We start from the raw sequence: 13,839 nt of genomic DNA on the forward strand, positions 1-13,839 counted from the left end.
GTATGCTTGATCTACGTTGTCCGAATGGGTGATTCACTAGAGGGCATTGCATTGCGATTCCGCACGACGGTACCTAAGCTACTGGATGCGAATGTGATTTGCGATCCGAGCGTTATTTTTGTCGATCAACCGATTCTCGTTCCAGATGCTGGGTTTGAGTATCAGCGAGCCGGCGGCTATCCTTATTACGTTGTTCAGTTCGGGGACACATTATCGTGTTTGGCATCACAATTCCATCAGACGGAAACGGGACTCGCCGCCGCGAACCAGCTGCAGCCGGGCAGTCCGCCTGTCATGGACAGCGAGCTGATCGTTGGGTTTACGAGACCCGATCCGGTGAAGCTCGCTGACAGCTGGAGGAAGACCGCAACGGAAGCGAAGTGCGACTTCAACTCCATGCAGATGCACGGCATCTATTATATTGGCTCTTATCAGTGGGAGACGATAGGAGAGTCTGGTTTGCCGTACTTGATCCCTCTTCTAAAGGATTCTTGCGAGCTGGTCCGCTACTATGCAGTACTTAGTCTGGGTCGTATCGCAACAGGGCAAGGCGTGCAGTCCGCACTTCAAGGAGCGCTCCAAGACAGCGACGCTTCGGTCGCGCAGCTTGCCGAGTTCGCTCTTGCTCGCGCGCAGCTTGTACCGAGTTTAACGAAGCGTCTCCATATAACATCCGCCGATCAGCAGCTGTACAAGGAGCCAAGCGGTACATCCGCCTCGGTACCAGTGCCTAAGGGAAGCGAAGTGATCTCGCTCAGGTGGAACATCCCTAGCAGCACGAACGAAGAAGGACCAAGAGGCGGACTGGAATATTATGATCAAGTACAAGTGCAAAGTACGGGACAGATTGGCTACCTCGGCAGAATCGGGTTCAATGATTCCCAGCTCATCTAGCGCGGTTTACCTCGATATACGCCAATTCGCCAGCTTGAGAGTTGCCGTGATGGATACAATGGCGAAGCCGAGTAATACGATGCAATTGATCATCACATCATGGCTCCAGCCGGTAAGCATCGCCCCTCGGAGCGCTTCGGCCGCATAGGTGGTCGGTAGCAAATACGAGATCCATTGAATAGGGAGCGGCAGCTGATCGATCGACACCATCACTGGCGATAAGAACGTAATCAACATCATGAGTGCTTGGGCGAGCATGTTCGTGAGCTGGTGATTTGGCGACCAGAAGCCCATGCATACGCCGATTCCGACTACACTTGCTAACGCTAGAATAGCCACGAGCGGAAGTGCCCAGGAGAAGTGGAACTGAATATCATACATCCATTGTCCGAATAAGGCTAGAAGTACGAAGGAAGGCAATGTGCTCATAAGCCCTCTCAGCAGGATGGCAATGACGAAATTCAGCTTCGAGATTGGCAGCGAAGCATAGAACGTGAAATGACCGTCATGCTTTTGCCACGAAATTTCTTGCGCCATTGCATTCAAACCCATAACGAGCAATCCGAAAATCATGTTGCCGGCGATCATCTGAATCATTGCCTCTTTGGTTGGGTTCTCCACGAAGAAACGCATGAACAGGAGAGTCGTAAGCGGGAACATCGTCGCCATAAGCACGACCCACACCCAGCTGTCTCTAATTATTGCGAACTGAATGCGAAACAGAATACTAAGCTCTGTCCATATTCTCGCAGGGGTTGGAGCAATGGAAGAGCGTTCGATAGGCTGAAGCTTCGCCTCGGCAGCTGATTTCATAGACCGATCACCTCGTTTTGCGCAGCATTATCAATATGGAAATAGACATCCTCCAAGCTGGAGGGCTTAATCGAATATTCTAGGATAGGCAGCTCTGGATGGCTCGTAATGAAGTCCAGCAGCTCGCTGGCATCACGCTTCTCGGCAAGTAGAAGGAGGCGGTTCTCAGAGAGAACTTGCACCGTGCCGAAGCGGGCTAGCATGGCTTCGATCTCTTCTCGAGTGCCAATCGAGGTGAACAGCTCGAACTTGAGCCGCGGGTCAACCTGTTGCTTCAGCTTCGCAACCGAATCGATAGCAAGCAGCTTGCCATGATTGATAACAGCAACGCGGTGCACAACCTGCTCGGCCTCTAGCACATTATGCGTGACTAGTATAATGGTAGCGCCTTCACGATTACGCATGTTAATCATGTCCCACACCAACCGCCGATTGCGCGGGTCTAGCTCATTCGTAGGCTCATCGAGAATGAGCACTGGCGAATGCCCGATCAAGACCGTTCCAATGCCGATCATTCGCTTCTGCCCACCGGACAGCTGCTTGAGCTGCTTGTCGCGGAATTTGCTCATCTCGAATTGTTCGAGCAGATCCTTCGTTTGACGCGTCGCGTCTTCTTTCGACATTCCTCTTAACCGGCCCGTGAATTCCAGTGCTTCATGCACCTTAAGTGGGGCTAGTACATGAGGCTCTTGGGCGTAATAGGCGACCAAGGAAGCCGCTCGCTTCGTCTGTCCTGCAATATTCGTCCCGTCGAAGAGTACCTGCCCTTCAGTCGGCTTCAGCAAGCCGACCATCTGCTTGATCAGCGTGGACTTGCCAGCGCCATTCGGGCCGAGAATACCGAGTATCTCGCCTGCAGGAATGTCGAAGGAGATGTTGTCATTTGCTTTCACAATACTGCGCTTTTTGCCTTTGTACACATGACTGACCTGGTCGATTTCATAGATTAAACGATTCATTCACGTTTCCTCCCAGTCTGTTATAGCCTCATTATACATATTGTCAAAATAAGGAGCATTAGCCTGCAGCATGGAATTCTACTCATCCGTAGGATGCTCCAGCTTCTCCGTCTGAAGACGGAGTATCACGCCAGCTGCGTTAGCTACTCCTCCCACAATACAGGTGGAAAAAGTACAATAACTGCTGTAACCCGTTCATTGTATGAAAGCGCTTACTACAAGATAATAGAGTTAATTCAAAGCGAAGTAATGACTTGACTTAACTAAGGAGTGAGCCGAATGTTGTCAGCAGACCAGTTGAAGCAGTACGAGGAACAAGGCTATGTAATCTTGGAGCAGCTATTTTCGAATGAGGAGATGGATCGTGTTCGGTCGATCATCGATGTGTTTGACATGGAAAGTGAAGAAGCTCTGAAACAAAAGGGCAAAGGATTCATTGCTATACCAAACCAAATTAATTTTACATCCAACTTAGCACGCCGTCACGAGGATTTGGAGAGATTCATAGGCGACCAGCGCTTCGTCGATTTGACCACAACTGTGCTAGGGCCAGATATCCGGCTGTATTGGGACCAATCGGTCTATAAGCGACCAGAGGCGAAACGAGATTTTCCATGGCATCAAGATAATGGTTATGTACCGACAGATCCGGTTGAATATATGACTTGCTGGCTTGCGCTGGACGATGCGACGATCGAGAATGGCTGCATATGGATACAGCCGCAATCGCATTTGCAAGGCTTTGTCGAGCACAAGAAGACGGATGTAGGCTGGCAGTGTTATTTTGGCGAAGATCCAGGTCAGCCAGTGCCGCTTCGCAAGGGCAGCATGGTTATTTTCTACTCACTGCTATTCCATCGCAGCACGCCGAACCAGAGCAAGGATACGCGCAAAGCTTACGTCATCCAATATTCTGTTGAAGGCACGAAGAACCCGGATACCGGCGTCATCTTCGATAACGGCCCGCTCATTGCAGTAGGCGGAAAGGCAGTCATCGTCTAATGCCTTCAACAATTGTGTGCTGTTTGCGGAATTTGCAAGAGAATCGGCATGGCAGCTTACTTGATGAACTTGTTGCTCTTGGGCATGATGTGTCGCTTGTCCACTGTTTAAACCAGTGTATCGGTTGCAGGCGCGGACCGTCGCTCTCGCTGAATGGCCTGTGGATCGGGGCGACTAGCGAGGCGCAGCTGCGGCAAGAATTAGAGTCGAGGCTGTTCTCTGATGGCAAGCCGTTAGTGTAAACTAGAAGTAAAACGGTTGTAGGATCAGTGGAGGCGCACGTGCAGATGCAGACTAAATCGGTTGCAGGGGCAAGCATGGATCAGTGGCAGGTCAGTGTCTATATGGCGGATCTTGGTAAATACGAGAAGCTCAATTTACAAAATGTCGTTTATCCGAACTGGGTCATCAGCCATGTGCTGGAAGGTCGTGTCATCACGTCGACTGGCGGCGAGCATCACGAAGTGAATGAAGGAGGGGTTATGCTTCACCCTCCTTTTTTGCCATTCTCGGAGGTGTCGACTGGGCCGGGCATCCATGAATGGGTATCGGTTCAGATTCATACAGGGACGAATCTCGACCTGTTCCAGCTGTATCCGGTTCATCCGGTTGTGGACTTGCTAGATCCGGTGGCGTACAGTGCAATCTTCCGATCGTTATTCCGCTCCTGGCGCAGCACCGATTCGTTCAAATCGATCTCAATTACGGCAGATATGCTCAGGCTGGCTACGATGATTCTCGAGAGCTGGGATGCACAAGGCAGGTTAGGAAGAAGCGAGGCGTATACGGCAAAATATGATCGATTCTTCCCGATTATCCGTTACATGTCGGAGCATCTGGATCAGAAGCTTTCTCGGGATATGCTGGCGGAGCAGGTGCACCTGAACACGAATTATTTTGACCGTGCGTTCCATGAGGCTTACGGCATTAACCCGATGCAGATGCTGCGGCAGATGCGGCTGAACAAAGCGAAGCGATTGCTCGAGTCGACCGAGGGGCCGCTAATCGAGTTGGCGCAGCTGTGCGGGCTGGGCGATGCCGCGTATCTAAGCCGGCAATTCGTGAAGACATTCGGCATGACGCCGGGCAAGTATAAGCAGATGATCCGCTCGGCGCAGACGAATTTGATGGAGCTTCAGGAGTAGCTAGGTTAACCGCGAATGCGGCGGGATTGGAGCCGATTTCGGGTTGCTGTCCGATTCTTTCTGAGTCTGGATTGTCTGCGATTACGATTGCGATTGCGGCTGCGGCGCTTGGATTTGGCGGAAGTTTTCTTCGGACGCGTGACGTCGTAGTAGATTTGCTCGTACTGATCAGCCTCCTGGTTGACAGCAGGTAATTGCTGCTGTGCCAGATTCGCTTTCAACCCGTTTAACAGCTGTGGTTGCTGTACGATAGCAGTGATTCGCTCAGCTAGATGCTGCGCGTCTCCAACGCGAAACGTGAAGCCGTTATGCCCGTCTTTGATCTTCTCAGCCATGCCTCCAATGTTCGATGCAATGATCGGCACCTGGCAAGCGATTGCATCGTGGAGCGCTAATGGGTAGTTCTCGTACCAGATGGAAGGGACGATCGCGACGTCGGCATCTTGATATACCTGACCGATCTCTTGTTCGGTGTACAGTCCACAGAAGTTGACTCGTACATCCTGCTGAGCAGCGAGCTGCAGCTGCTCCGTATAGTATTCGGGGCCGGAGCCATACAGCTTCAAGCGTAGTCGCTCACTAGGCACATGCGCCATCGCTTGCAGAATTAGATGTACGCCTTTATGGGGATTCAGCGAGCCGGCATATAGGAGAGTAATTGCATCATCTGGCCCATACGTGCGCTGGTTGACTTGTATATGCTCATACTGAATGCCATGCGGCAACACGTCAACCTTGAAGCCAGGAAGATTCGTTCGGAACAGCTGGGCAACGGTCTCTGATGGTGACAGCACCTTGCTTGCAGCCTGTAGAAGCGGGACATGACCTGCTATCCGCTGTTCGACGTTCGGAATGAGGCAGTGTACGCTACAGTTGCTGCCGCCAGCAGGTCCTATGCAGAGGGATTCATTATTTTGCAGCAAAGTGCTCTTCGGACAGAGGAACCAAAAGTCGGTCAGTGTGACAACGTATTTGATCCGCATGTTGACGCAATTTTGCATCCATTCCATACCTCGCATCGCGTGACCGAAATGAACGAGGTTCGGCTTCTCAGCAAGCAGCATGTGCTCGGCAAATTGCAGCAGGTCAGCATTTCCAAGCTCGAATGACGGGAATTTCAAATCCAGCTGCTTATGTCGATAGGCGATAACAGGTACACCTTCATAGATGTACGACCGGAAGGCGACTTCTCCGAGCGCTTCCGGAAACTGCTGGACAGGCTCCAGACTGTATGTCACTACTTTCACGCGGTGACCTTTATTTTGCATGGTACGTGCCATGTTCAGTACAAATTTCTCGGTGCCTGTATAGGCTTCGGGATAGAAGGCGTGTACAACGTACAGAATGGACAGCGGGCGCTTCACTTGCTTTGTTTGCCGACCTCGCCTGACTCGGCGCTCAGTTGAACGGAATGTTTTCTTACCATGCTTTATTCTCCATCTCGATCTCGATAACCGTCTGGATCGACTTCTTGCAAAAGTCCGATTGCTTGCCCGTCTCGTTGCCGCTTGGCTCGAAGCGGATTTATCTCTCATCGGCGACATTCGCATCCTCCCTTAGCAGCAGAAATGCTTCATCATATGTGCAAGGAGGGACAAAGTCGTGGGTGATCATCACCTTGCATCCAACCCAAATATTGAAACTGCAACATAGCATTTACAACAGAGGAAGCTCTGTGGTAATCTGGAATTCAACCTATCGCTTCAACGCCAAAAAGCGTCAAAGCGTTAAGCTTGACCCGGACTACAAGCATGAAGGAGAGGCACGAGATGACGGTTAACCTGCAGGAACTAAGAGTACAAATTGACGCCATTGATCAACAGATGATTGCCTTACTGGCGGAGCGATTTCAGCTGACAGAAGAGGTTGGCAAATATAAAGCGGAGCATCAGCTGCCGCCCCAAGATACAGCTCGCGAAGCGCAGCAGTTTGTGAAGATTGCCCGGCTATCCGAGCAGCATGGCTTGAATCCGCAATATGCGTCGGATATTTACAGACTCATCATTGATATTGTTATTGCTCGCCATCAGGAACTGCTGCCAGTGAAAGCTTAATACAGTAATAAAGATCAAATGACCTGCCGGTAGGCAAGGTCATTTTTGCAATTTGCAGGATAGTTTGTTTAGTCTCGAGAATACAGAAGTTGGTAGGAAAGCTAAGTGAAACTGATATAATTTCAAAACGACACAAATAAATTTAGACCGGAGGCTTATGATGCAACAAAAGCAAACCGAAGTAAACAGACTAGCTTGGAATACAAAAGCCTATGAGGCGTGGATGACACACTTTGGTACTCCGACTGAACGAGCAGTAGAACTGAAAGCTGATCCTAAACATCCACTTCGTAGATGGTTAAAGTATATGGGAGAACTCCAAGGACAACGAATCATCAATCTGCTTGGGTCAACAGGGGGAAAAGCAATCCCTTTAGCCATACTTGGTGCAGATGTAACGATCGTTGATATATCTGAGGAAAATAAGCAGTATGCCCAAGAAGTTGCCGAAGCAGCTGGTGTTCAAGTGGATTATATAAACGCAGATGTGCTTCATATTCCTAATGAGGAAGCGTTAAGGAATTTTGATATTGTTCTGATGGAATTCGGGATTTTACATTATTTTTCCGACTTAAATCAGATCTTCTCAATCGTTGCGCGAATGTTAAAACCGAATGGACGATTTATTCTGACAGACTTCCACCCGTTTGCTCATAAGCTATTGGTGGATAAGGGAAATGGAGTCTGTTTAAGAGAATCCGGAGATTATTTCGATACCGAACTTCGAGAAGATGACATTGCTTATACGTCTATTATTTCTGAAAATGAACGTTCTCGTTTGCATAAAGTGTTATTGAGGAAGTGGACTCTAGGCGAGGTTTTGTCTGCAATTGCTAACCAGGGAATGTATTTAAGAGCTCTAGAGGAAGAGCCTAATCATCAATATAGGAGCTTTCCTGCTTTCTACACCGCTGTTGCAGATAAGATTACGACGAGCATACCGTTAATTCCATAGTAAAGGCAGTCGATCAGCAACGATCGGCCACTTTTGTTTTTTACGAGAAGCAAACTTCAATAGGAATTAACTATAATCTCGATAGATATTATATATTTTATGTATAAGTGATTTGGAGTTAAGATGTCTTTACCAACTACTGGGAGATGATATCATGAACTCTATTCATGTCTGGCAAACCGAACTCTATGATAAGAAATTGGATTTTGTTTCAGAATTTGGCAAGGGAGTCATCGAAGTCTTAAGCCCAAACAATGGGGAGTCCATATTGGATTTAGGTTGTGGCACAGGAGATTTGGCGGTTGAGATCTCGAAGACTGGTGCGAATGTGATGGGTATGGACTTATCCACTCAGATGATTGGGTCTGCAAAAGAGAAATATCCTGAAATTAACTTTTTTGTTGGAGATGCCGAGAACTTCAATCTTGATGAACAAGTAGATGCGGTATTCTCCAATGCAGCCTTACATTGGATGAAAAAACGAGCACTCTGCTAGAGAAACAAGGCTTTCGGGTTACGTATGCCGTTCATTTCGATAGACCGACAAAGATGCAAGATGGCGATAACGGATTGAATATATGGCTAACGGGGTTAGCAGACGACTTGTTCAGTGGTTTATCAATTCAAGAAAAGAAAGACGCAATCCATAAAATCGAAGCGGAAGCTCGTAAAGAATTATTCAAAGATGGCGCTTGGTATATAGACTACAAACGACTGAGAGTTAAAGCAATTAAACTTTAAAATCTGAAAAGGGGATGGTTCGATGAGAATAAAAGAGATCATTTTACAAGCGAATTCTCTTATGGAAGTTAAGAACTTTTATGTAGATACGCTGGAACTTCCATTGCTCGAAAGCAGTGCTCAAAAAGTTTCTGTTACTGTTGGAGAGTCGATTCTTACTTTTATCCATTCCATAGACCACGAATCTCCATATTATCATTTCGCGTTTAACATGACTGAGTATAAGGTAGCTCATGCCTTGCACTGGTTGAAGGATAAAAATATTGAAATCAATCGAATTAATGATCACGATATTATCCATTCACAATCATGGAATGCAGATTCTATTTACTTTAATGATCCTGTAGGAAATATTGTAGAATTGATTGCACGACACAATCTTCAAGAAGATGATCAAGGTGGATTATTCACTCAACTAGATATTAAAAACATAAGTGAAGTCGGACTTCCGTTTGTAGATGTAAAACAAGCGATGATGTTATTAACTGAAAAGTATGGCATTGAAGTTTACAAAGATTCCAATGAAGTATTTGCCGCATTAGGAGATGAGAACGGATTATTTATCTTGTCTGGACTTAGTCGCAATTGGCTGAGTTCGAATAAGGTGGTCAAAGCGTTTCCATTAACTGTTCATATTGTTAACAATGATAATAGCAGTGAAGAGTTGATAAATCAGTATATGATTAGAGAAATACCATGAGCGTCCTGTATCTTAAGGACGAATAAAAGGAGAGAAGAATGAATAAAGCTGACCTTGCAAAATCATATGATCAAGATTCACATAGAAGAGTACAGTCAACATCTGTTGATTGGAAGCTGTCGGAAAGAGAACATTTTCTAACAACATTGCATTCATCTGATAAGAAAAGCTTGCTTGAGATCGGTGCCGGAACAGGTATTGATAGTCTTTACTTTAAAGATCATGGCGTAGAAGTAACAAGTGTTGATTTGTCGGCAGAAATGATAAGCTACTGCAAGGAGAAAGGGCATCAAGCCTATGTTATGGATTTCTATAATTTGGAGTTTGCTGATCATACATTCGAGGCAGTATATTCCTTGAACTGTCTATTACATGTGCCTAAAAGCGACATAGGGGATGTACTTCAAGAAATTAAACGGGTTATGAAACCGGATGCCTTATTCTTTATGGGACTTTACGGCGGGAACAATTCAGAAGGAATATGGGAGAATGATTGGTGTGAGCCCAAACGTTTCTTTGCGTCGTATTCCGACCAAGCCATAAGAGCTGTTGCTGCAGTACACTTTAAAGAAGTTAGTTTTCATACCATTCCGTTACAGGAAGGGCAACCTCATTTTCAAGCACTAATTCTACAGAAATAAAAATATAGAAGAACAGAATTGACATTACAATGAAACGAACTATACTGTAAATAATAACCAAAAGCTATGAATGGATAGAGTACTCTGATGTCATTGTCAAAGCGAGCCGGCGGGTGGTGAGAGGTCCGGAACAATGATCCAGAAGAATGGTTCCATTCGCTTCAATCCGAACATTGTTTACGCAATTAGTAGGCGTTGACGGAAGTCCCTCCGTTATCTAGGGGACTCGTGTTAGTAGCTTGACACGAATGAGTGCGATCAGTGATCGAATTCGGGTGGTACCGCGGAGTTAACACTTCGTCCCTTTTTTAGGGATGAAGTGTTTTTTTATTTTCATTTAGGGGAGATGAGCGTATGAGACGAGTATTGTCGGGAATTAAACCAAGCGGTGAGCTAAATATCGGAGGCTTCGGCGGAGCTTTGAGCCCATTTGTTTCTATGCAGCATGACTATGATTGTTTCTTTTTTATTCCAGATCTTCATGCCGTAACTGTGCCTCAAGACCCGAAGGAATTATTCCAGCGTTCAAAGGATATTGCGGCATTCTATATCGCTGCAGGGATTGATCCCCAGAAGGCCATCATCTTTATTCAATCCCACGTTCCTGCCCACGTAGAGTTAGGGTGGTTGATGGAGACGCAAGCGTATTTCGGCGAGTTGAATAGAATGACGCAATTTAAAGAGAAGTCTCATGGCAGAGATGCGGTCAGTTCGGCGTTATTTACCTATCCGGCGTTAATGGCAGCAGATATTTTACTCTACCAGGCTACACATGTCCCGGTTGGAGATGATCAGAAGCAGCATTTGGAGCTGACCAGAGATTTGGCGGAGCGCTTTAACAGTCGATTTGAACAGCTATTCACGATTCCTGAACCCATCATTCAAACCATCGGATCAAGGATTATGGGACTAGACGATCCATCGAAAAAAATGAGCAAGAGCAACCCGAACACCAATAGCTATGTTCTGATGCTGGATAAGCCAGAAGACATTCGGAAAAAGATTTCCAGAGCCGTGACAGATTCTGATATGAGCGTTCGACATGAATGGGAGAGTAAGCCTGCAGTAAGCAATCTTATTGAGATCTATTCCGTTTTCTCAGGTGAAACGATCGAGCAGATTGAGCGGCAGTATGAAGGAATAGGATATGGCGGATTCAAAAAGAATCTAGCGGAAGTCATTATCGAGAAGCTGACACCTATTCAGGAGAGATATCATGAAATTGTTCATTCAGATGAATTGAATCTCATTCTGAAGAACGGCGCAATAAGAGCGGGTGAGGTAGCGAGTGAAACACTCTTGAAGGTGAAGAGAGCGATGGGATTTGTTACATTGGATTAGCTTGGATATTTTATGTGGGCATACTATTCCTGTCAATAAAAGGGGGATGCCCAATGCGATTGTTAAAACTATTGTTCTTTTTCTTACTGTTGCTGAACGCGCAGTCGACTCCATTCGCTTATGCAAACGTTGAACCTAATCAAAACGTTGTTCGCAGTTACATCGAATTAATAGATAAAAGAGAATGGTCTGGCATTCCTCCATTGTGGGTTAAAAACCAAAGTGAGTTGCTGATCAACTTTTTTACCAATGAGCAAAATCGAAACAACAGGCTCGGGTTATTCAATATTGAAAATGCTAAACTTGTCGCATTGAAGCAAATCCCTTACGATTACGGGAAAAACGATATGCCGACTCGGTATATCGAATATTTTACCGCCCCTGAAATCTATTACGTGGCTGTTGATTACAACGTGTATAGGGAGGATAAATATCACATAAATGGAGTCAATTATTTCTTCATCGTTACTGTACTAGAAGACGGTAAAAGAAAAATTGCCTTAACCCCCCATGTTCCAGTTAACCAAATCATCAGCGACGGGTATGGATTTGGAACTGCCGACGAAAGGACTTTTTTTGAACGGAGAACAAAATACAAATAAGAGTGAGCACGACTTTGAACCCGCCTACGTAGCGGGTTGTTTTTTGCCAACTCAATGTTTGACTGTGATAAAATAAATTACAATATTTGCTACCTCTAGGAAGCGGGAACCGTCAGGTAAGCTTAATGAAGGCATTCATTAACGGGTAAAGTCTATTCTCATGGACAAATCCGAAACAGTATAATAGTTGCAGTAGGAATCGGGATAAAAAGGAGAATCTGCAGCATGCTGCTCCTCACTCTCATCTAAACCGAAGTGTAACCGTATAGCGCAAGCAATTGAACATACCATAGTAAACTTGTCTATTCCGACAGGTTTCTTTGAGTCGCTTAATGTCTATATGGTATCGGTAAGAAGTGATAATCAGCATTCTAAAGATAAACTTTTATCCGGAGGGTTCCCAGTGAAACCTATAAATAAGAGCGGATTGCACACTCTTTATTTGTTGATGATCGTGGAGGGCTTGTCGATGCTCGGCACTCGCATGACCTCTATGTCGATAGGTATTTGGCTCTACCATTCGACGCATCAAACGACGCCGATTTTATGGATTGCATTATTTAATGAACTTCCGGCAATGCTTGCCGGAAGTATTGCTGGAATAGTGGTAGACCGGCTTCCAAAACGTATCGTGTTATTGCTGAGTGATACGGGGCAAGCGATAGGCAGTGCTTTGTTAGTAATGAGCCTTTGGTTTGGCTTCTTCAGTCTCCCATTATTATTGACGATTGTTTTCTTTCAAGGGATATGCGCCATGTTCCAAAGCCCAGCAGCGCAGACGGTCACTGCCTTGCTGACAAGTGAAGAGCAGCGCGACAGAGTTAATGGTATAAGAGAAACGATATTTCCGCTTGCAGGAATTATTGCGCCCGCGTTGGTAGGCCTTCTCTATACACCACTCGGAATTACGGGCATTGTAATCCTGGATGGAATTACGTTTCTCGTGTCGACGATTTTCCTACTGACTCTACGATTGCCGGATGAGATGAAGGAAAAGCTCATTTTGGATCAAGAGAAGGTAGCTCTTCGCGACATTGTTGGCGGAATTGTGTTCATGTTTCAGAATCGATTGTTAGGTCTAGTCGCTTACGTTGGTGTAATCAACTTCCTATTGAACGGCACACTTGAAATGGTTGTTCCTTACGTATCAGGGGCATCGGGGGACGTTGGTTGGGGAATTTCATTTGTTCTCATCGGTATGAATGCAGGCGCATTCGTAGGGGCACTAATCGTAGCATCGATCGGACATTTCCGAGACCGGATAAAGACAATGTCTCAAGGGTATGTCATGACGGGACTGATGTTTATCGTGTTCGCAATGGCTAAGGACTCGATATGGCTAGGAATCGCGTTGTTGTTGCTGATGATACCGCTGCCCGTTGGCAACGCTATGTTAAGCTCCCACCTCCAGTCGGTCGTGCCCTCCGCTTTGCAAGGAAGAGTATTCGCCTTTGTCTACCAAATTAACATGACTTCCTCGGTGTTATCTTTTTTCGCTATGGGACCGCTAGTTGACCGCGTTCTGCAGCCTGCTGCTGCTAAAGGGGAGCTGTCTTGGTTCATCTCATTTGTCGGTGATCAAGCGGTTTCGGGTATAGTCATCCTATATTTAGCTGCAGGAACTGTAATAACTACTGTCTCGTTAACGGTTATGATACTCCGCCGGAAGTGAATGAATAGGCTGCCGATGAGAGATCGGCAGCCTAAACTCCTCAAGAATATTTACCGAATGTACATACACAGCTTTGGGATTTGCTTTTACGGTGATATATGGTAATTTTGCGCCTTGTTATCAAAAGTAATAGACCCGAGTCGACGAACCGCCTTTCAATAGGCGGTTTTTGTTTTTGGTTGAAACTGTATCTTAGTGACACAATTGCGCAACTCCAAGGCGACATAATACGTCTAACCTGTGTAAAATAAGGTGAATTTTAACAAAAGGGATGGATTTCAAGAAGTCGCTTTCTGATCTCGAAAGGAGTGGGTTCCTTA

At 46.2% G+C, this 13,839-nt stretch carries 16 protein-coding genes and 1 other annotated feature; of the genes, 13 read left to right on the plus strand and 3 right to left on the minus strand.

Annotated elements, in window-relative coordinates; genetic code table 11:
• The first annotated feature begins 6 nt into the window (after nt 1-6).
• Entirely contained in the window at nt 7-894 is an 888-nt protein-coding gene (locus BMY11_RS24925) for a LysM peptidoglycan-binding domain-containing protein (protein ID WP_090582509.1), read from the plus strand.
• 6 nt (nt 895-900) lie between these two features.
• Here BMY11_RS24925 and BMY11_RS24930 read toward each other — a convergent pair whose 3' ends face one another.
• Entirely contained in the window at nt 901-1,707 is an 807-nt protein-coding gene (locus BMY11_RS24930) for an ABC transporter permease (RefSeq protein ID WP_090582511.1), read from the minus strand.
• The gene (locus tag BMY11_RS24935; RefSeq protein ID WP_090582513.1) at nt 1,704-2,666 is read right to left on the minus strand and encodes an ABC transporter ATP-binding protein; all 963 of its coding nucleotides are present in this window, start codon (nt 2,664-2,666) and stop codon (nt 1,704-1,706) included. Before BMY11_RS24935 ends, BMY11_RS24930 begins: the two co-directional genes overlap by 4 nt.
• Before the next feature lie 279 nt (nt 2,667-2,945).
• On the opposite strand from BMY11_RS24935, the gene BMY11_RS24940 reads away from it, so the two are divergent.
• The 3 genes from BMY11_RS24940 to BMY11_RS24945 are packed head-to-tail and all read left to right on the plus strand — an operon-like array spanning nt 2,946 to nt 4,813.
• The gene (locus BMY11_RS24940) at nt 2,946-3,668 is read left to right on the plus strand and encodes a phytanoyl-CoA dioxygenase family protein (protein ID WP_090582515.1); all 723 of its coding nucleotides are present in this window, start codon (nt 2,946-2,948) and stop codon (nt 3,666-3,668) included.
• Nucleotides 3,668-3,910 carry a hypothetical protein gene (locus tag BMY11_RS28610; RefSeq protein ID WP_143069345.1) on the plus strand — a complete coding sequence of 81 codons (243 nt, stop codon included), beginning with the start codon at nt 3,668-3,670 and terminating at the stop codon, nt 3,908-3,910. Before BMY11_RS24940 ends, BMY11_RS28610 begins: the two co-directional genes overlap by 1 nt.
• A 45-nt stretch (nt 3,911-3,955) precedes the next feature.
• Nucleotides 3,956-4,813 carry a helix-turn-helix domain-containing protein gene (locus tag BMY11_RS24945; RefSeq protein WP_090582517.1) on the plus strand — a complete coding sequence of 286 codons (858 nt, stop codon included), beginning with the start codon at nt 3,956-3,958 and terminating at the stop codon, nt 4,811-4,813.
• 5 nt (nt 4,814-4,818) lie between these two features.
• Here the strand turns inward: BMY11_RS24945 and BMY11_RS24950 are convergent, their stop codons facing one another.
• On the minus strand, nt 4,819-6,357 hold the full coding sequence (locus tag BMY11_RS24950; protein ID WP_177182819.1) for a glycosyltransferase family 4 protein: 1,539 nt from the start codon (nt 6,355-6,357) through the stop codon (nt 4,819-4,821).
• A 225-nt stretch (nt 6,358-6,582) separates the two neighbouring features.
• On the opposite strand from BMY11_RS24950, the gene BMY11_RS24955 reads away from it, so the two are divergent.
• From BMY11_RS24955 to BMY11_RS24990, 9 genes are all read left to right on the plus strand, one after another.
• Nucleotides 6,583-6,867: a chorismate mutase gene (locus BMY11_RS24955; protein ID WP_090582521.1), complete on the plus strand. Its 285-nt coding sequence runs from the start codon at nt 6,583-6,585 to the stop codon at nt 6,865-6,867.
• Nucleotides 6,868-7,024: 157 nt separating this feature from the next.
• Nucleotides 7,025-7,822, plus strand: a complete 798-nt coding sequence (locus BMY11_RS24960; protein ID WP_090582523.1) for a class I SAM-dependent methyltransferase — start codon at nt 7,025-7,027, stop codon at nt 7,820-7,822.
• 154 nt (nt 7,823-7,976) lie between these two features.
• Nucleotides 7,977-8,318, plus strand: a complete 342-nt coding sequence (locus tag BMY11_RS29785) for a class I SAM-dependent methyltransferase (RefSeq protein WP_371262936.1) — start codon at nt 7,977-7,979, stop codon at nt 8,316-8,318.
• Between the two features lie 74 nt (nt 8,319-8,392).
• Complete coding sequence (locus BMY11_RS29790) at nt 8,393-8,563, plus strand: hypothetical protein (protein ID WP_371262937.1); 171 nt, start codon at nt 8,393-8,395, stop codon at nt 8,561-8,563.
• A 22-nt stretch (nt 8,564-8,585) separates the two neighbouring features.
• Entirely contained in the window at nt 8,586-9,263 is a 678-nt protein-coding gene (locus BMY11_RS24970; protein ID WP_090582525.1) for a VOC family protein, read from the plus strand.
• A 38-nt stretch (nt 9,264-9,301) separates the two neighbouring features.
• Complete coding sequence (locus tag BMY11_RS24975; protein ID WP_090582527.1) at nt 9,302-9,904, plus strand: class I SAM-dependent methyltransferase; 603 nt, start codon at nt 9,302-9,304, stop codon at nt 9,902-9,904.
• 57 nt (nt 9,905-9,961) lie between these two features.
• Nucleotides 9,962-10,212: a binding site (T-box leader), on the plus strand.
• Between the two features lie 46 nt (nt 10,213-10,258).
• Nucleotides 10,259-11,245 carry a tryptophan--tRNA ligase gene (gene trpS / locus BMY11_RS24980; protein ID WP_090582529.1) on the plus strand — a complete coding sequence of 329 codons (987 nt, stop codon included), beginning with the start codon at nt 10,259-10,261 and terminating at the stop codon, nt 11,243-11,245.
• A gap of 53 nt (nt 11,246-11,298) precedes the next feature.
• The gene (locus BMY11_RS24985; RefSeq protein WP_090582531.1) at nt 11,299-11,847 is read left to right on the plus strand and encodes a hypothetical protein; all 549 of its coding nucleotides are present in this window, start codon (nt 11,299-11,301) and stop codon (nt 11,845-11,847) included.
• A gap of 403 nt (nt 11,848-12,250) precedes the next feature.
• On the plus strand, nt 12,251-13,519 hold the full coding sequence (locus tag BMY11_RS24990; protein WP_177182820.1) for an MFS transporter: 1,269 nt from the start codon (nt 12,251-12,253) through the stop codon (nt 13,517-13,519).
• Nucleotides 13,520-13,839 lie beyond the last annotated feature (320 nt).

It is taken from the genome of Paenibacillus sp. OV219, assembly GCF_900110075.1.
Classification (GTDB): domain Bacteria; phylum Bacillota; class Bacilli; order Paenibacillales; family Paenibacillaceae; genus Paenibacillus_Z.